General features: G+C 41.3%; 16 protein-coding genes. 15 read left to right on the top strand and 1 reads right to left on the bottom strand.

Annotation, left to right across the window (positions count from 1 at the left end):
• The first annotated feature begins 244 nt into the window (after positions 1 to 244).
• The 3 genes from purE to purB are packed head-to-tail and all read left to right on the top strand — an operon-like array spanning position 245 to position 3,159.
• Positions 245 to 733 carry a 5-(carboxyamino)imidazole ribonucleotide mutase gene (gene purE, locus IGK01_RS05585; protein ID WP_010735688.1) on the top strand — a complete coding sequence of 163 codons (489 nt, stop codon included), beginning with the start codon at positions 245 to 247 and terminating at the stop codon, positions 731 to 733.
• Positions 726 to 1,850, top strand: coding sequence for a 5-(carboxyamino)imidazole ribonucleotide synthase (gene purK, locus IGK01_RS05590; protein WP_010735687.1), 1,125 nt, complete (start codon positions 726 to 728; stop codon positions 1,848 to 1,850). The genes purE and purK overlap by 8 nt, the downstream gene beginning before the upstream one ends.
• A 13-nt stretch (positions 1,851 to 1,863) precedes the next feature.
• On the top strand, positions 1,864 to 3,159 hold the full coding sequence (purB, locus tag IGK01_RS05595) for an adenylosuccinate lyase (RefSeq protein ID WP_438840550.1): 1,296 nt from the start codon (positions 1,864 to 1,866) through the stop codon (positions 3,157 to 3,159).
• Between the two features lie 140 nt (positions 3,160 to 3,299).
• On the opposite strand, the gene IGK01_RS05600 is transcribed toward purB, so the two are convergent.
• Positions 3,300 to 3,677, bottom strand: coding sequence for a hypothetical protein (locus IGK01_RS05600; RefSeq protein WP_010735685.1), 378 nt, complete (start codon positions 3,675 to 3,677; stop codon positions 3,300 to 3,302).
• A gap of 256 nt (positions 3,678 to 3,933) precedes the next feature.
• On the opposite strand from IGK01_RS05600, the gene purC reads away from it, so the two are divergent.
• The 12 genes from purC to guaC all read left to right on the top strand — a co-directional run bounded on the left by purC (position 3,934) and on the right by guaC (position 17,181).
• Positions 3,934 to 4,665, top strand: coding sequence for a phosphoribosylaminoimidazolesuccinocarboxamide synthase (purC, locus tag IGK01_RS05605; protein ID WP_010735684.1), 732 nt, complete (start codon positions 3,934 to 3,936; stop codon positions 4,663 to 4,665).
• Between the two features lie 3 nt (positions 4,666 to 4,668).
• Complete coding sequence (gene purS, locus IGK01_RS05610) at positions 4,669 to 4,923, top strand: phosphoribosylformylglycinamidine synthase subunit PurS (protein WP_010735683.1); 255 nt, start codon at positions 4,669 to 4,671, stop codon at positions 4,921 to 4,923.
• Between the two features lies 1 nt (position 4,924).
• The gene (purQ, locus tag IGK01_RS05615; protein WP_023519515.1) at positions 4,925 to 5,599 is read left to right on the top strand and encodes a phosphoribosylformylglycinamidine synthase subunit PurQ; all 675 of its coding nucleotides are present in this window, start codon (positions 4,925 to 4,927) and stop codon (positions 5,597 to 5,599) included.
• Positions 5,600 to 7,822, top strand: a complete 2,223-nt coding sequence (purL, locus tag IGK01_RS05620; protein ID WP_409173871.1) for a phosphoribosylformylglycinamidine synthase subunit PurL — start codon at positions 5,600 to 5,602, stop codon at positions 7,820 to 7,822.
• Positions 7,807 to 9,246, top strand: a complete 1,440-nt coding sequence (purF, locus tag IGK01_RS05625; RefSeq protein ID WP_438840551.1) for an amidophosphoribosyltransferase — start codon at positions 7,807 to 7,809, stop codon at positions 9,244 to 9,246. The genes purL and purF overlap by 16 nt, the downstream gene beginning before the upstream one ends.
• Positions 9,247 to 9,276: 30 nt before the next feature.
• Complete coding sequence (gene purM, locus IGK01_RS05630; protein WP_438840552.1) at positions 9,277 to 10,320, top strand: phosphoribosylformylglycinamidine cyclo-ligase; 1,044 nt, start codon at positions 9,277 to 9,279, stop codon at positions 10,318 to 10,320.
• Positions 10,317 to 10,895 (top strand): phosphoribosylglycinamide formyltransferase, encoded by a 579-nt coding sequence (purN, locus tag IGK01_RS05635; protein ID WP_023519518.1) that lies wholly within the window; start codon positions 10,317 to 10,319, stop codon positions 10,893 to 10,895. Before purM ends, purN begins: the two co-directional genes overlap by 4 nt.
• Positions 10,892 to 12,424 (top strand): bifunctional phosphoribosylaminoimidazolecarboxamide formyltransferase/IMP cyclohydrolase, encoded by a 1,533-nt coding sequence (purH, locus tag IGK01_RS05640; protein WP_023519519.1) that lies wholly within the window; start codon positions 10,892 to 10,894, stop codon positions 12,422 to 12,424. Before purN ends, purH begins: the two co-directional genes overlap by 4 nt.
• Positions 12,425 to 12,439: 15 nt before the next feature.
• On the top strand, positions 12,440 to 13,705 hold the full coding sequence (gene purD, locus IGK01_RS05645) for a phosphoribosylamine--glycine ligase (protein ID WP_438722744.1): 1,266 nt from the start codon (positions 12,440 to 12,442) through the stop codon (positions 13,703 to 13,705).
• A 118-nt stretch (positions 13,706 to 13,823) separates the two neighbouring features.
• A complete protein-coding gene (locus tag IGK01_RS05650; RefSeq protein ID WP_153830393.1) occupies positions 13,824 to 14,738 on the top strand; it encodes an aldo/keto reductase in 915 nt (304 codons plus the stop codon).
• 105 nt (positions 14,739 to 14,843) lie between these two features.
• The gene (locus IGK01_RS05655; protein WP_409173874.1) at positions 14,844 to 15,965 is read left to right on the top strand and encodes a hypothetical protein; all 1,122 of its coding nucleotides are present in this window, start codon (positions 14,844 to 14,846) and stop codon (positions 15,963 to 15,965) included.
• 238 nt (positions 15,966 to 16,203) lie between these two features.
• Complete coding sequence (gene guaC / locus IGK01_RS05660) at positions 16,204 to 17,181, top strand: GMP reductase (RefSeq protein ID WP_438748930.1); 978 nt, start codon at positions 16,204 to 16,206, stop codon at positions 17,179 to 17,181.
• Positions 17,182 to 17,317 lie beyond the last annotated feature (136 nt).

The raw sequence follows: 17,317 nt of genomic DNA on the forward strand, positions 1-17,317 counted from the left end.
TTTTTAATTGTAGCAAATTCATGAACAGATTCTCTCTGCATTTTGGATACATGAAGAAAAAGTGTTATATCCTTAAAAAAAAACAAATGATTTGGACCAGAAAAAGCTTGATTTCAACAAGCAAGAGTTGATTTGTTAAAGACGAACAATAAACCTTTTTATCTATTTTTCATTCGAATTTATCTTGATTTACAGAGGGGCGATTGATAAAATATAAGTGAATACGAATCGAGAGGAGAAACGAATGGCTGCAAAAATTTCTGTAATAATGGGGAGCATCTCGGATTGGGAGACAATGAAACATGCGTGTGAGATTATTGAAGAATTTGGCGTTTCTTTTGAAAAGAAAGTAGTTTCAGCACATCGAACACCAGATTTGATGTTTTCGTATGCAGAAGAAGCTCGAGAAAAAGGTATAAAAGTGATTATTGCAGGTGCGGGAGGAGCAGCTCATTTACCAGGGATGGTTGCTGCAAAGACGACATTACCGGTTATTGGTGTTCCTGTTCAAAGTCGAACATTGAACGGATTGGATTCTTTGCTATCCATTGTCCAAATGCCAGGCGGCGTGCCTGTGGCGACGACAGCGATTGGAAAAGCAGGCGCAATTAATGCCGGTCTACTTGCGATACAGATGCTTTCAATGTATGATTTAGAGTTGGAGGCTGCATTAGCGAAACGACGCGCAATGTCGGTTGAATCTGTAATAGAAAGTAGTGATCAACTTGGTTAAACCATTATTACCAGGCTCGACGATCGGAATCGTCGGTGGTGGACAGTTAGGTCGCATGATGGCGATCAGTGCAAAAGAGATGGGATTCAAAGTCGGTGTGCTTGATCCGATGAATGATTGTCCGGCTGCTCAAGTAGCGGACTGGCACATTGAAAGTTCCTACGATGATACGTTTGCTCTAGAAGAACTTGCAAGACGAACTGAGGTTATCACCTACGAATTTGAGAATGTGAGTGTGGAAGCACTGAATGCGATTTTGCCGATGTCATTTATTCCTCAAGGAACAGATTTGTTGGCGATCACGCAAGATCGTCTACTAGAAAAATCATTTTTAGAAACAAATAATATCGTGATCGCTCCACATGCAACGATCGTCAGTCCCACAGATATCCAAGATGCAATCGATGGTATCGGTTATCCTTGTGTCTTGAAAACAACTCGTGGCGGATATGACGGTAAGGGGCAATATGTACTGAAGAGTCGAGCGGACTTAGCTCCTGCGATGGATCTTTTAAGAGAAGGAACTTGCGTATTAGAAGCTTGGATTCCATTTGAAAAAGAACTATCGATCATGGTCGCAGGCAATGGGCAAGGGCAATATACGACATTTCCAGTTGTTGAAAATATCCATTGTAATAATATTCTCCATGAAACGATTGCGCCAGCAACTGTTTCAGCGGATGTGATCGAAGAGGCAGAAAGAATTGCTAAAGTGATTGCTGAAGCAGTGAGTTTGTCCGGTGCACTGGGCGTCGAAATGTTTTTGACGAAGACTGGTGGATTGTATGTGAATGAATTGGCACCGCGTCCACACAATTCAGGACATTACACCTTAGAAGCATGCGGAATGACACAATTTGATGCGCATATCCGTGGGATTTGCGGTTGGCCTTTACCTAAAAAAGTCCCATTGTTAAGTGATGCCGTCATGGTCAACGTTTTAGGTGAACAACTATTAGAAAGTTACAATTTGATTGCGAAAAAACAAGATTGGAAATTTCATTTCTATGGCAAGAAACAAGCGAAAAAAGGTCGTAAGATGGGACACATCACGATTTTGACAGAAGATATCGAGTCGACATTGAAAGAAATCGAAAAAACGAATATTTGGGATTAAAGGAGAATAGTTGATGTTAGAACGTTATACACGACCTGAAATGGGCAATATTTGGACAGAGCAAAATAAATATCAAGCATGGTTAGAAGTTGAAATACTTGCTGATGAAGCTTGGGCAGAATTAGGAGAAATACCTAAAGAAGATGTAGCGAAAATCCGTGAACACGCGTCTTTTGATATCGCTCGTATTTTAGAGATTGAGCAATCGACACGCCACGATGTCGTTGCTTTTACTCGAGCAGTTTCGGAAACACTTGGTGACGAAAGTAAATGGGTTCATTATGGATTAACAAGTACAGATGTGGTGGATACAGCTTATGGTTACCAAATCAAACAAGCAAATGACATTTTGCGCGAAGATTTGAAACGTTTCACAGCGATCATTGGTGAAAAAGCCAAAGAGCATAAGTATACAGTCATGATGGGACGTACGCATGGTGTGCATGCTGAGCCAACCACTTTCGGTCTTAAATTAGCTACTTGGTATTCTGAGATGAAACGAAATATCGAACGTTTTGAACATGCAGCAAAAGGCGTAGAAGCAGGGAAAATCTCCGGTGCTGTTGGTACGTTTGCGAATATCCCTCCGTTCATTGAAGAATATGTCTGCGAAAAACTAGGCATCCGTCCGCAAGAAGTATCGACGCAAGTTTTACCACGTGATCTACATGCCGAATATTTTGCGACAATGTCATTGATTGCGACCAGTATCGAACGCTTTGCGACAGAGATTCGTGGACTTCAAAAATCGGAAACACGAGAAGTCGAAGAATTTTTTGCTAAAGGACAAAAAGGCTCATCTGCTATGCCACATAAACGTAATCCGATCGGTTCAGAAAATATGGCTGGCTTAGCGCGAGTGATCCGTGGGCATATGATTACCGCTTATGAAAATGTTTCGTTGTGGCACGAAAGAGATATCTCCCATTCTTCTGCAGAACGGATCATTCTACCTGATACAACGATCCTACTTGATTATATGTTGAGCCGCTTCGGCAATATCGTTAAAAATCTAACGGTATTCCCAGAAAACATGAAACGTAACATGGATGCGACATTTGGCTTGATCTATAGCCAACGTGTCATGTTGAAATTGATTGATAAAGGGATGCCAAGAGAAGAAGCGTATGATCTTGTTCAACCTAAGACAGCATATGCGTGGGATAATCAAGTGTCCTTCCGTCCTTTACTTGAAGAAGACGAAGCGATCACTTCTGTTTTGACACCAGAAGAAATCGCTGAAGCATTTGATTACAACCACCATATGAAAAATGTGGATGTCATTTTTGAACGTGTCGGTTTAGCATAAACCATTCAGTAAGAATAGATGTTAACAATGTTTCTCGACTGATCGAAAAAAACGAACAATCACTAGCTAGAACTATTTTTTTAAATGCAAGAAAAAAAGAACATCCTTCAGACTAACTTCTGAGGGATGTTCTTTTTGGTTTAAGCATAAGCCATTTGATGACCCAAATTGAAATGTTGGGAATGTAGAAGATTCAATAATGTTTCAACAAATGTATAGCCAAATTCTTGTTGATCGAAGGTCACGAGCAATCGGTAATGATGCTTGAATAACTTTTGCTCATGGATTTGTTTGATCACTAGTTCATGGTTGTTTTGGGTCAAGTAATGGAATGTTCGTTTTCGACACTCCGATTGTCGTTTTGCTGCACGTCGAAGTTTTCTAAATGTATAAAAACTTCGATCCTTCATGCAGGCATCAACATCTTTGATAGCAAGTAGATCATTGTATAAGCGTGATTTTTCTTCAACAGATAAATCGAGTAAAAAGCGTTGGGCAGACGTACTTGGATCTTCCATTTAGTTACCTCCTTGAAACCTCTAACTGTTTTCTTTAAATCTACTATATCACCAATCAATAAATGTGTAAACGCTTCTTAACGAAGAACAACTATTCTTAATAAAAGTGCGAAAGACGAACATTAAATGTTTTTAATGGTTTAAATGTACACTTTTGTATTGATTTGATTACTGACCCTTGGTAAAATTTAAAGTGAAAAGACGAACAAATAATGTGTGTTGGTAATACAACGTTAACAAACAAGGAGTCGTAGACATGGAAAAACAGAACTTGCTCTATGAAGGAAAAGCAAAAAGAATGTTTAACACGAATGATGAAACTGTCCTGTGGGTGGAGTATCTAGATCAAGTGACTGCCCTCAACGGTGGAATGAAAGACCAAATGCAAGGGAAAGCAGAATTGAACAATCAAATCACAAGTGCTATTTTTGAATACTTATCGAATCAAGGAATAAAAAATCATTTTATTGAGAAATTGTCAAAAACCGAACAATTGATTAAAAAACGGTCGATCATTCTCTTAGAAGTGGTCGTCAGAAATATTTCAGCTGGAAGTTTTTCAAAACGCCTAGGAGTAGAAGAAGGGCAAGTGCTACCGACACCGATCGTTGAATTTTATTACAAAAAAGATGAACTAGATGATCCCTTCATTAATGATGCCCACGTTGGTTTCTTAGAGTTAGCAACGCCTGAAGAGATAGCGGAGCTTAAAAAACAAGCGTTGCAAATCAATGACCATCTGATAGAACTATTCAAAAAAATCAATTTACGATTAGTCGATTTTAAAGTGGAATTTGGACGTACTGCGACTGGCGAGATCGAATTAGCAGATGAAATTTCTCCGGATACATGTCGCTTATGGGATCTTACCACTAAGGAACATATGGATAAGGATGTCTACCGGCGAAAGATCGGCAACATCATTCCTGTCTATCAAGAAGTACTCGATCGTTTAAATCAATTATCACTCGAAAATAAAGGAGAATAAATCATGTATTTTGTAAAAGTGTACGTAACATATAAAGATTCAGTATTAGATCCACAAGGAGAGGCAGTTAAAAATGCGGTACATCGTTTAGGCTACGACAACATTGAAGATATTCGTATCGGGAAGTATTTTGAAATCCAAGTCTCAGCTAGTGAAGAGGAAGTAGAAGCAACGATCGAAGCGATTTGCGATCGTTTATTAGCAAATGTCAATATGGAAACGTATCGTTATGAAATCAACAAAATGGAGGAAGTTTAGCATGAAATTTGCCGTGATTGTTTTTCCTGGATCGAATTGTGATGCGGACTTGCTTTGGGCGATCCGTGATGTGATGGGCGCAGAAGCAGACTATGTTCGTTATGACGAATCTTCTCTTGAAGGGTATGACGGAGTATTGATCCCTGGCGGCTTTTCTTACGGCGATTACTTACGTTGTGGAGCGATTGCTCGTTTTTCAACAATCATGGATGAAGTGATTCGTTTTGCGGAAGAAGGAAAACCTGTTTTTGGTACATGTAATGGATTCCAAGTGTTGACGGAGGCTGGATTGCTACCAGGCGTATTAAGAAGAAATGATTCATTACGTTTTATCTGTAAGTCAGCATCACTGAAAGTTAACAATCAAACATCCTTTACTTCAGAGTACGACAAAAATGAAGTGATCCAGTTGCCGGTGGCCCATGGAGAAGGCAATTATTTTTGTGACGAAGAGACGCTTCAAGAACTGATCGACAACAACCAAATCGTGTTTACCTACGAGGGAGAAAATCTCAACGGCAGTGTGGCCAACATTGCAGGGATTACAAACAAAGCAGGAAATGTGTTAGGGATGATGCCCCATCCAGAACGAGCAATGGAAGCATTACTTGGCTCAGAAGATGGCAAACGTTTCTTCGCTTCGCTATTGAAGAATTTCGGAAAGGTGACTGCATAAATGAAAACAATGATGGAGCCAACTGCATTAGAAATCAAAGAACAAAAGATTTATACGCAATGGGGACTGACGGATGAAGAATACCGGATGATCGAAGAAGACATCTTAGGTAGAATGCCTAATTATACAGAGACCGGTCTGTTCTCAGTCATGTGGAGTGAACACTGTTCTTACAAAAACTCCAAGCCGATCTTAAGAAAATTCCCAACAAGTGGGCCGAATGTCTTACAAGGGCCTGGTGAAGGCGCGGGGATCGTTGACATTGGAGACGGACAAGCAGTGGTTTTTAAAGCAGAAAGCCACAATCATCCTTCGGCAGTCGAACCTTATGAAGGCGCAGCAACAGGTGTTGGGGGCATTATTCGTGATATTTTCAGTATGGGTGCACGTCCGATTGCTCTACTTGATTCACTGCGTTTTGGCGAATTAGATAATCCTCGTACAAAATACCTGTTAGAAGAAGTTGTTGCTGGTATCGGAGGGTATGGTAATTGTATTGGCGTACCGACAGTTGGTGGTGAGATCGCCTTTGATCCTTGTTATGAGGGGAATCCATTGGTAAATGCCATGTGTGTTGGGTTGATCGATCATAAAGATATCCAAAAAGGACAAGCATCAGGTGTTGGCAATTCGATCATGTATGTAGGCGCTAAGACAGGTCGGGATGGTATCCACGGTGCGACATTTGCCTCCGAAGAATTTAGTCAGGAAGAAGAACAACAACGTTCAGCTGTGCAAGTGGGCGATCCTTTTATGGAGAAATTATTGTTAGAAGCTTGTTTGGAATTGATTTTGGACCACTCAGACATTCTTGTCGGCATCCAAGATATGGGTGCGGCAGGACTTGTTTCATCAAGTTCAGAAATGGCCTCAAAAGCAGGCTTTGGTTTGGTATTGACCTTGGACGATGTACCGCAGCGTGAATCGCAGATGACCCCTTATGAAATGATGTTATCTGAATCCCAAGAACGGATGTTGATCTGTGTGAAGGCTGGTTCAGAAGCGCGTGTCCAAGCACTATTCCAAAAATACGATCTAGACGCGGTGACGATTGGAAAAGTAACAGATGATGGTCAGTACCGTTTGTATCATCATGGAAAAGAAGTAGCCAATCTTCCGGTAGATGCCTTGGCAGAAGATGCGCCTGTCTATCAGAAAGAAATGGTTGAACCAGAACGGATGGCAAAATTCCGTGAATTAGGTCAATACCAACCAGTGATCTCTGATCCAAATGAAGTATTGACTGCGTTGTTGAAGCAACCGACGATCGCATCAAAACGTTCGATTTATGAGACGTATGATTCGCGTGTCCAAACCAATACAGTGGTTGCTCCAGGTAGTGATGCCGCAGTTTTGCGTATTCGCGGGACCAAAAAAGCGTTAGCGATGACGACAGACTGTAATGCTCGTTATATTTATCTAGATCCAGAAATTGGTGGTCAGATTGTTGTTGCGGAAGCAGCAAGAAATATTGTCGCAAGTGGTGGTCAACCTTTAGCGATTACGGATTGTTTGAACTATGGTTCTCCAGATAAACCAGAAGTATTCTGGGAGTTATCGTACTCAGCTGATGGAATTGCTAAAGCATGTGAAATGTTGGAAACACCTGTGATCTCAGGAAATGTTTCTCTATATAACGAGACAGATGGCCAAGCGATCTATCCAACGCCGATGATCGGTATGGTCGGATTGATCGAAGCCCACGAACATATCACTACCCAAGAGTTCAAACAAGCAGGAGATGTGATCTATGTGATCGGCCAGACGTTTGCAGACTTTAACGGCAGCGAATTACAAAAGCTGCAGCTAGGTAGGATCGAAGGAATGGTGGAGCATTTTGATCTAACTACCGAAAAAGAAAACCAAACCTTGATGTTAGAAGCAATCAAAGCTGGACTGATCCAAAGTGCGCATGACTGTGCAGAAGGTGGGTTAGCGGTGGCTATTGCGGAATCAGCGTTCACAAATGGTTTCGGTGTTTCAACGAGAGTTGATCTGCCAGCTGCTCATCTGTTTTCTGAATCACAATCGCGTTTTATTGTATCTGTAACAAAAGAAAACCAACAAGCCTTTGAAACATTAGCTGGTGAGCGTGGGACACTTCTTGGTCACGTAACGGAAGAAAAACAATTGGTGATACAAGCAAATGATGGAAGAGTTGACTTGGCAGTCGCTTCGGCGAAACAGTCTTGGGAGGAAGCAATCGAATGTCTTATGAAGTAAGAAGCATCAATGAAGAATGTGGAGTGTTCGGTGTTTGGGGACATCCTCAAGCTGCCAATGTCACTTACTTTGGTTTGCATAGTTTGCAGCATCGTGGGCAAGAAGGTGCTGGCATCGTATCAAATGATGATGGGAAATTATATGGTCACCGTGATCTTGGGCTTCTTTCAGAGGTATTCAAAGATCCAAGAAAACTAGCAGCTTTATCTGGACAAGCAGCGATCGGTCACGTTCGCTATGCTACCGCAGGCAATGGCAGTGTGGATAATATCCAACCTTTTTTATTCAAATTTTACGATCAATCGATTGGGTTGGCTCATAATGGCAATCTGACGAATGCTCGCTCTTTACGGACGTCTTTAGAAAAAGATGGTGCCATCTTTCATTCAAATTCAGATACAGAGATCTTGATGCATTTGATCCGTCGTAGTAACGAAGAAACGTTTTTAGACAGATTAAAGGAAGCCTTGGCTGAGGTAAAAGGCGGATTTGCTTACTTATTACTGACAGAAGACGCGATGGTTGCGGCACTAGACCCTAATGGTTTTCGCCCATTAGCCATTGGTCAAATGAAAAATGGCACATATGTCATTACTTCTGAAACCTGTGCGCTGGAAGGGATCGGTGCGCGGTTTGTACGTGATGTCTTGCCAGGAGAAATCGTGATCATCAATGATGATGGCTATACGATCGAGCAATACACGACAGATACTCAATTGGCGATTTGTTCCATGGAATATATTTACTTTGCACGTCCGGATTCTGATATTGCAGGGATCAATGTGCATACAGCACGTAAAAATATGGGGAGACGTTTAGCGGCTGAAGCGCCGATCGAAGCAGATATGGTGGTTGGTGTGCCCAATTCTTCGTTGTCAGCAGCCAGTGGTTATGCTGAAGCAAGTGGTATCCCATATGAAATCGGCTTGGTGAAAAATCAATATGTGGCACGTACGTTCATCCAACCAACCCCAGAATTAAGAGAACAAGGTGTGCGGATGAAACTTTCTGCGGTTCGGGGCGTTGTGGAAGGGAAAAAAATCATTATGGTCGATGATTCGATCGTTCGCGGCACTACCAGCCGAAGAATCGTCAATCTATTAAAAGAAGCTGGAGCAAAGGAAGTCCATGTGCGGATCGCATCTCCACCATTGAAATATCCATGTTTTTACGGGATCGACATCCAAACGAGAAAAGAACTGATCGCAGCGAATCATTCCATCGAAGAGATCAGAGAATGTATCGGCGCAGATTCGTTGGATTTCTTGAGTGAAGAAGGCTTGATTGGAGCAATCGGCCTACAAAAAGATTCCCCTTATTCAGGGTTATGTATGGCTTATTTCAACGGCGATTATCCGACACCGCTATATGACTACGAAGAAAAATACCAAGAATCTTTAAAAGAAAAAGTATCTTTTTTTTAAACGGAGCAAATGAAAGGAGCAAGTAATCAAATGGGTAATGCTTATGCAAAAGCGGGTGTGGATGTAGAAGCGGGGTATGAAGTCGTGGATCGCATCAAAAAACATGTGAAGAAAACAGAAAGAATCGGTGTGATGGGTGCATTAGGAGGCTTTGGTGGCTGCTTTGACCTTAGTGGATTCCAATTAAAAGAACCTGTCTTAGTTTCCGGGACAGACGGTGTGGGTACTAAGTTAGCTGTAGCTATCGCCGCAGATTGCCATGAAACGATCGGTATCGATTGTGTCGCGATGTGTGTCAATGATATTTTGGCACAAGGGGCAGAACCTTTATACTTTTTAGATTATTTGGCAACAGGTAAAAATGACCCAGAACGTCTAGAAAAAGTCGTATCAGGCGTTGCTACTGGTTGTGTTTCAGCAAACATGGCATTGATCGGTGGCGAAACAGCAGAAATGCCAGGTATGTATCAAGGGGACGATTATGATCTGGCAGGTTTTGCGGTAGGGATTGCGGAAAAAGCGCAATTGATTACTGGTCAATCGATCACAACAGGTGATATCTTGCTAGGTTTGCCTTCTAGTGGCATCCATTCCAATGGGTACTCTTTGGTTCGTAAAATCTTTTTTGAACAGCAAGGTTTTTCATTAGAAGAAACGATCGAAAGGTTGGATACCTCTTTGGCAGATGTGTTGCTTGAACCGACAAAAATCTATGTTTCGACTTTATTACCATTAATCAAAAAAGAGAAGATCAAAGGTGCCGCACATATTACAGGTGGCGGGTTCATTGAGAATATTCCGCGGATGTTGCCAGAAAATGTTGCTGCCCGCATCGATCTAGGCACATGGCCAGTTTTACCGATCTTCGATTGTTTGCAAAAGTATGGTGAGATCCCTGCACATGAAATGTATGAGATCTTTAACATGGGCATTGGAATGGTCATTGCAGTTTCTCCTGAACATGCGAGTGAAATCATTGATCAAATCCGTAAATCTGGCGAAGAAGTCTATCAAATCGGGCAAGTCGTACCGTTTGAGGAGCAAAAAGTCGTGATCGCAGAGGGGAAAAAATGAAGATTGCCGTCTTTGCTTCAGGAAATGGCAGTAACTTTCAAGCGCTGGTCGATTATTTTAAAAAGAACCGACTTTCTGCGACAATCGAGTGGTTGTTTTGTGATCAGCCACATGCCTATGTTTTACAACGGGCAAAAAAAGCGCAAGTTCCGAGCACCTGTTTTTCACCGAAAGAGTTTGCATCCAAAACGGAGTACGAACAAGCGATCCTTGAAGAATTAGCAAACCGAGAGATTGATTTGATCGTACTGGCAGGCTATATGCGAATCGTTGGTGAAGGCTTACTGTCAACTTATGAAAATAAAATGATCAATATCCATCCTTCGTTATTACCGAATTTTCCCGGTCTTCATGGGATTCGCGATGCTTTTGAAGCAGGCGTGAAGGAAACAGGTGTGACTGTCCATTATATCGATCGTGGGGTGGATACTGGACCAATCATTCGTCAGGAAAAAGTGATGATCGAAAAAGAAGATACATTAGCTACATTGGAACAAAAAATCCATCAGATCGAACATCAGATCTTTCCAGAAGTGATTGCAAATATAGTAAATATGGGAGATGTAAAAAAATGACAAGAGCGTTAATAAGTGTTTCAGATAAGACTGGGGTCATTGACTTTGCGAAAGGACTACGTGCTGCCGATATAGAGATCATTTCCACAGGTGGAACTAAAACAGCTTTGGAAGAAGCAGGAATCGAAACCATTTCTATCGATGAAGTGACTGGTTTTCCTGAGATGATGGATGGCCGAGTAAAAACTTTACATCCAAAAATCCACGGAGGATTATTAGGGCGTCGCGATAGTGAAAGCCATATGGAGGCAATGGAAAAAGAAGCCATCCAACCAATCGATATTGTCTGTGTCAACCTTTATCCATTCAAGGAAACGATCTTAAAACCAGAAACGACCGAAGCAGATGCGATCGAAAATATTGATATCGGTGGACCGAGCATGTTGCGAAGTGCTGCAAAAAATCATGCTTTCGTAACAGCCATCGTTGATCCCGTTGATTATGCGATCGTTTTAGCAGAAATCCAGCAAGAAGGTCACACGAGCCTTGAGACACGTAGAAAGTTAGCAGCAAAAGTTTTTCGTCATACGGCTGCTTATGATGCGTTGATTGGTCAATATCTCACAGAAGCTGTGGGTGAAAAAGATCCTGAGAATCTAACCCTTACTTATACGCGCAAACAAGACCTTCGCTATGGCGAGAATAGCCATCAAGAAGCAGCATTTTATCAAGCGGCTTTACCAACGAGTTATTCGATTGCAAGTGCGGAACAATTGCACGGTAAGGAACTTTCTTTCAATAATATTCGTGATGCGGATGCTGCGTTACGTATCATGAGAGAGTTCACGGAACCAACTGTCGTTGCGTTGAAACATATGAATCCATGTGGGATCGGAAGTGGCGAGACGATTTTCTCTGCGTGGGAAGCTGCTTATGCTGCTGATCCAGTATCGATCTTTGGCGGCATTATCGTATTGAATCGGGAAGTCGATTTGGTTAGTGCACAAGCAATGACTCAATTGTTTTTAGAAATCATTATCGCTCCTAGTTACAGTGAAGAGGCCCTAGCTGTACTGAAAACGAAGAAAAATCTCCGTCTGTTGCAAGTCGATTTCTCGAATGTGGAAGGAAATGCTAACGAAATGGTCTCTGTCTTAGGAGGTTTACTGGTCCAACAAGATGATCGTGCAATGGAAGAACCAGAAAGTTGGACCGTAGTCACCGATCGTCAACCCACCAAAGAAGAGCAAGCAGCGATGGCTTTTGCTTGGAAAGCGGTCAAACATGTGAAATCAAATGCGATCGTCGTTGCAAATCAACAGCAAACCCTCGGTATTGGTGCCGGCCAAATGAATCGTGTGGGTTCGGTCAAGCTTGCGATCGAACAAGCTGGTGCTAAAGCCGAAACAGCCGCGCTTGCAAGTGATGCTTACTTCCCAATGGATGACTCTGTCGAATACGCTGCGAAGCATGGCATCAAAGCAATCATCCAGCCGGGAGGAAGTATCAAAGATCAAGCCTCGATCGATATGGCAAACAAGTATGGTATCGCAATGGTATTTACCGGCGTGCGTCATTTTAGACATTAAGAAGGAGCGGATAAAATGAAGTGTTTAGTGATTGGCTCGGGCGGGCGAGAACATGCGATAAGCAAAAAACTTTTAGCTAGTCCATTAGTTGAAGCTGTGTATTGCGCACCTGGAAATGCAGGAATGAAAAAAGATGGGGTTCACTTGGTGGATCTTGTTGAAACGGATCATGAAGGATTGATCGAATTTGCTCGAGCTGAAGGGATCGCCTGGACATTTGTTGGTCCAGAAATCCCTCTACTCAATGGGATCGTTGATGATTTTCAAGCGGAAGGATTAGCGATTTTTGGCCCAACAAAAGCTGCAGCCTTAATTGAAGGTTCAAAGAGCTTTGCCAAAGAGTTGATGGCACGTCAAGGTATTCCTGCTGCAGAGTCACAAACGTTTACCCGTTTTGCCGAAGCGAGAGAATACATTGAAGCAAAAGGCGCACCGATCGTTATCAAAGCAGACGGATTAGCTGCTGGTAAAGGGGTCGTTGTGGCGGAAACCCTCGAAGCCGCTGTCGAAGCCGCTTCAGAGATGCTAGAAAATGATCGGTTTGGTGCTAGTGGGCAGAAAATCGTCGTGGAAGAGTTCTTGTCAGGAGAAGAGTTCTCTTTACTTGCTTTTGTCCGAGATAAAGAAGTTTATCCCATGGTGATCTCGCAAGACCATAAGCGAGCGTATAATGGGGATAAAGGTCCTAATACTGGCGGAATGGGCGCTTATACACCTGTGCCGCAAATCCCTCAAACCATGGTTGATCAGGCTGTCGAAAAAGTATTGAAACCAGCAGTGCGAGGGATGAAAGAGATAGGGTGTTCATTTACTGGTATTTTATATGCAGGGCTGATTGCCACAGCAGAAGGACCAAAAGTAATCGAATTCAACGCTCGGTTTGGTGATCCTGAGACGCAAGTTGTGTTGCCACGACTTAAAAGTGATCTAGCGGAAATCATTGACCGCCTATTAACAGGAAGGGCAGTCGAGTTAACATGGGAGACAGAAGGAGTTTGCTTAGGTGTAGTCGTTGCGGCAGAAGGCTATCCAGGAAAATACCAAAAAGGAGCCTTGCTTCCAGATTTTTCAGCTGATCCAGATGTGGCCGTCTATTATGCGGGGGTAGAGGAACAAGCGAAAGAACTGGTAGGTGCAGGGGGACGGATCTATTTGGTGGAAGCGAGTGGTCAGACAATCGAAGAAGCGCAAGAAAAAATATACTCTGTTTTAAAAGTCAAGAATACTGAACGTACATTCTATCGGACGGATATCGGCTCAAAAGCCTTGGTACAAAAGTAAAAGTCACATAAAGAAATAAAACTATTTTTTGCAGAAACGGAAAAATAGTTTTATTTTTTTTGAAGCCTTTTCATGATGGTTATGGTAAAATCGAGTTGCTAAGAAAGGATGAGATTTGATGAAAAAGATTCGTTTAGGGACTTCCGACCAGCTCGTATCCTCCGTCATTTTAGGTTGTATGCGTTTGAATGGTTCTGAGCAACCTGAAAAAGTGATTGAAACAGCTTTTGAAAATGGCATCAATTTTTTTGACCATGCGGATATTTACGGTGGTGGGGACTGTGAAACAATTTTTGCTCAAGCGTTAGCAAAAACTTCGCTAAAACGTGATGAATTATTTATCCAAACGAAATGCGGGATCGTACCAGGAAAGATGTTTGATTTCTCAAAAAAACACATCATTCAATCGGTTGAAGATAGCTTGCGTAGATTAGATATGGAATACGTTGATGCCTTGTTACTTCATCGTCCAGACACGCTCGTTGAACCCGAAGAAGTGGCGGAAGCGTTTGATGAGTTGGAGCGATCTGGCAAGGTTCGTTTCTTTGGTGTGAGCAATCAAAAACCAATGCAGATCGAGTTATTGAAAAAATATGTGAACCAGCCATTACTGGCGAACCAATTACAATTTGGTCTTAAACATTCCGAAATGATCGATCAGGGAATCCATGTGAACATGACGGATCAAGCAAGTATTGACCATGATGGCAGTATCCTAGATTATTCTCGTTTACATGAGATGACGATCCAAGCGTGGTCGCCTTATCAATATGGCTTCTTTGAAGGTGTATTCATTGGAAATGAAAAATTCCCAGAATTGAATCAGTCGTTAAACGAACTGGCAGAAAAATATCATACGACACCAACAGGGTTAGCGTCGGCGTGGATCTTACGTCATCCTGCAAATATGCAGGTGATCGCTGGAACGATGAATCTGACAAGGATTGAAGAAATCGCGAAAGCATCGATGATCGATATGACTCGAGAAGATTGGTATGAATTGTATCGTGCTGCTGGCAATATTTTGCCATAAAATAAAAGATATCGTTAGCCGACTCTCTGTTTTTTATGAGAAAGAGAGTCGGTTTTTACAAAAATAGAAAAACGATGAACAGTATCGAAGAAAAGAGGAGAATCAATGGATAAACAGTTAAGGAAACTATTACAAGATGAGAGAAAATACTTATACGCCGATTTTAGTACATTACATAAAACACAACAAAAACTATATAATGAGATCATCAAAGAACAAAATAACTTATTGAATAAATTTCCCGAAAATGAAAGACAAGCAAAAAAACTCATCAACCCAATCAATTCTTATGAAAATAAGATTGAAATGTGGGTAGCCAACGCCATGCGGATGGAAAAAATGGAGAAACATATCCAATCTATCCGATTAAAATTGCATGCGGGCTTTCATCAACCAAGCAAGGCTTTCGAAAGAATGGGTTATCAGGAAAATTCGGCAAGATTCATGCTTGAAAAACGTAACGAACAGTTTTATCCCAAGGTGTTTCAACAATTGATTTCAAATATCACTTCCTTCCTTGGTCAGGATGTAACTTTCGCTCGTGGTGAAGCAAAAATTCCGCAATCGGTTGATCTAAATCTAAGTAAAAAAACGCTACAAACACGTAAAGATCGTTTGTCAGCTGAGTTTAAAGTACTACATAAAGAATCAAATGAATGGAAAAATGATTTAAAAACCTTAACGAAACAAGTATTACAGCATCGTGAAGATTTAGAAAATCCTGATTTTCGCATGGATTTCAAAAGAGGTTTGGAGTCGCATCATTCTATTGAACATATTGCAGCCCCCGTCATCAATTCGATCGAATCACTCCATTCAAGTATGTTGAATTACGCAGAAAGTTTGATCCATTTAAATAAAAAAGAGGGAGAACTTTTTGAAACCAGAGCGCAAATCAACGGGAAAGAGCAGTATGTTAATGGGAGCCATACGCTGAAAAGTTTGAATTATCAGCGTGGTCAGGCATTAACTGATCTAAAAGCAATAAGCAAATCACACTATACTCCTAAACTGCTGTCAGCGATCGATTATGTACGTAGTTTAGGTGCGGGAGTACTGAGAATAGTTGATGTAGATAAGCATGTACAGACGGACCGAAAACTCCAACAAGTAGCTCAGTTGAAAGCGCAAGGCTCTTTCGCTGACCGGACGAATCGTGCGAAAAAAATGGCGGGAGATTTCCAACAAAATCGCCCAACAACAAGTAACCATGAAAAAAGTCGTTAAGAATCATTGTGATTTTACAAACAAAAAAATAAGGTAGCATCAAAAAAAGCGAACGTTTAAAAATGTTCGCTTTTTTTTACACGAAAACTTAATTAAAGGTAAAATACAACTTTTTTATAATAAAAAGCTTGATTTTTTTATGAAATTACGTTAAATTACTTGAGGTGCTAAAAATGAGCACGTAAAAAGTAGATAATGTTCGTGTTTTTTGCGAATATGAAATCGAGAGGACGATATGATGAAAGTATTTGATTACGAAGATATTCAACTGATTCCTAATAAATGTATCGTAAACAGCCGTTCAGAATGTGATACAACTGTGAATTTAGGTTCACATACATTTAAAATGCCGGTTGTACCAGCAAATATGCAAACGATCATTGATGAAACGATTGCGGAATTTTTAGCTGAAAATGGTTATTTCTATATCATGCATCGTTTTGAAGAAGAAGCACGAATCCCATTTATCGAAAAAATGAAAGCAAGAAATTTAATTTCTTCTATTAGTGTAGGAGTGAAAAAAGACGAGTATGCTTTTGTAGAAGAATTAGCAGAAAAATCGCTTGTACCAGATTATATTACAATTGATATTGCCCATGGACATTCAAATGCTGTGATCGCGATGATCCAGCATATCAAAAAGCATTTACCAGATACGTTTGTCATTGCAGGGAACGTCGGCACGCCAGAAGCCGTTCGAGAATTAGAAAACGCTGGAGCAGATGCAACGAAAGTCGGCATTGGCCCAGGAAAAGTATGTATCACAAAAATCAAAACTGGTTTTGGTACTGGTGGTTGGCAATTAGCGGCACTAAGATGGTGCGCGAAAGCTGCCCGCAAACCTATCATTGCTGACGGTGGTATCCGTACACCTGGAGATGTCGCGAAATCAGTACGTTTTGGTGCGACGATGGTGATGATCGGTTCATTGTTTGCAGGACACGAAGAATCACCAGGAGAAACAAAAGTTGAGAACGGTGTCGTTTACAAAGAATATTTTGGATCAGCTTCTGAATTCCAAAAAGGCGAAAAGAAAAATGTTGAAGGTAAGAAAATTTGGATTCAACACAAAGGATCTTTAAAAGATACGTTAGTTGAAATGCAACAAGATTTACAATCTTCGATTTCTTATGCCGGTGGTCGTGATTTAGAATCGATTCGTAAAGTCGATTATGTCATCGTTAAAAACTCGATTTTCAATGGGGATACGATTTAATTCGAAGTAAGAGAGGTCGGGACGGAAGTGTTCAGCCTCGAGAAATAAGGCGCCATCCACGAAAATTGTTTTTCAAATTTTTGTGGATGGCGCCTTATTTTTCGAAGAGGTTACTTTTGTTCCCGCCGTTTATTCG

Origin of the sequence: Enterococcus sp. AZ080 (assembly GCF_051714945.1) — a bacterium.
Classification (GTDB): Bacteria; Bacillota; Bacilli; order Lactobacillales; family Enterococcaceae; genus Enterococcus_B; species Enterococcus_B pernyi.

Excerpts from the sequence above, each read along its gene's own strand:
- IGK01_RS05600 (WP_010735685.1), bottom strand. The coding sequence starts at position 3,677 with ATGGAAGATCCAAGTACGTCTGCCCAACGCTTTTTACTCGATTTATCT.
- purH (WP_023519519.1), top strand. The coding sequence starts at position 10,892 with ATGACAAGAGCGTTAATAAGTGTTTCAGATAAGACTGGGGTCATTGAC.
- purM (WP_438840552.1), top strand. The coding sequence starts at position 9,277 with ATGGGTAATGCTTATGCAAAAGCGGGTGTGGATGTAGAAGCGGGGTAT.
- purS (WP_010735683.1), top strand. The coding sequence starts at position 4,669 with ATGTATTTTGTAAAAGTGTACGTAACATATAAAGATTCAGTATTAGAT.
- purE (WP_010735688.1), top strand. The coding sequence starts at position 245 with ATGGCTGCAAAAATTTCTGTAATAATGGGGAGCATCTCGGATTGGGAG.
- purD (WP_438722744.1), top strand. The coding sequence starts at position 12,440 with ATGAAGTGTTTAGTGATTGGCTCGGGCGGGCGAGAACATGCGATAAGC.
- IGK01_RS05650 (WP_153830393.1), top strand. The coding sequence starts at position 13,824 with ATGAAAAAGATTCGTTTAGGGACTTCCGACCAGCTCGTATCCTCCGTC.
- purQ (WP_023519515.1), top strand. The coding sequence starts at position 4,925 with ATGAAATTTGCCGTGATTGTTTTTCCTGGATCGAATTGTGATGCGGAC.
- purL (WP_409173871.1), top strand. The coding sequence starts at position 5,600 with ATGAAAACAATGATGGAGCCAACTGCATTAGAAATCAAAGAACAAAAG.
- purB (WP_438840550.1), top strand. The coding sequence starts at position 1,864 with ATGTTAGAACGTTATACACGACCTGAAATGGGCAATATTTGGACAGAG.
- guaC (WP_438748930.1), top strand. The coding sequence starts at position 16,204 with ATGAAAGTATTTGATTACGAAGATATTCAACTGATTCCTAATAAATGT.
- purN (WP_023519518.1), top strand. The coding sequence starts at position 10,317 with ATGAAGATTGCCGTCTTTGCTTCAGGAAATGGCAGTAACTTTCAAGCG.
- IGK01_RS05655 (WP_409173874.1), top strand. The coding sequence starts at position 14,844 with ATGGATAAACAGTTAAGGAAACTATTACAAGATGAGAGAAAATACTTA.
- purC (WP_010735684.1), top strand. The coding sequence starts at position 3,934 with ATGGAAAAACAGAACTTGCTCTATGAAGGAAAAGCAAAAAGAATGTTT.
- purF (WP_438840551.1), top strand. The coding sequence starts at position 7,807 with ATGTCTTATGAAGTAAGAAGCATCAATGAAGAATGTGGAGTGTTCGGT.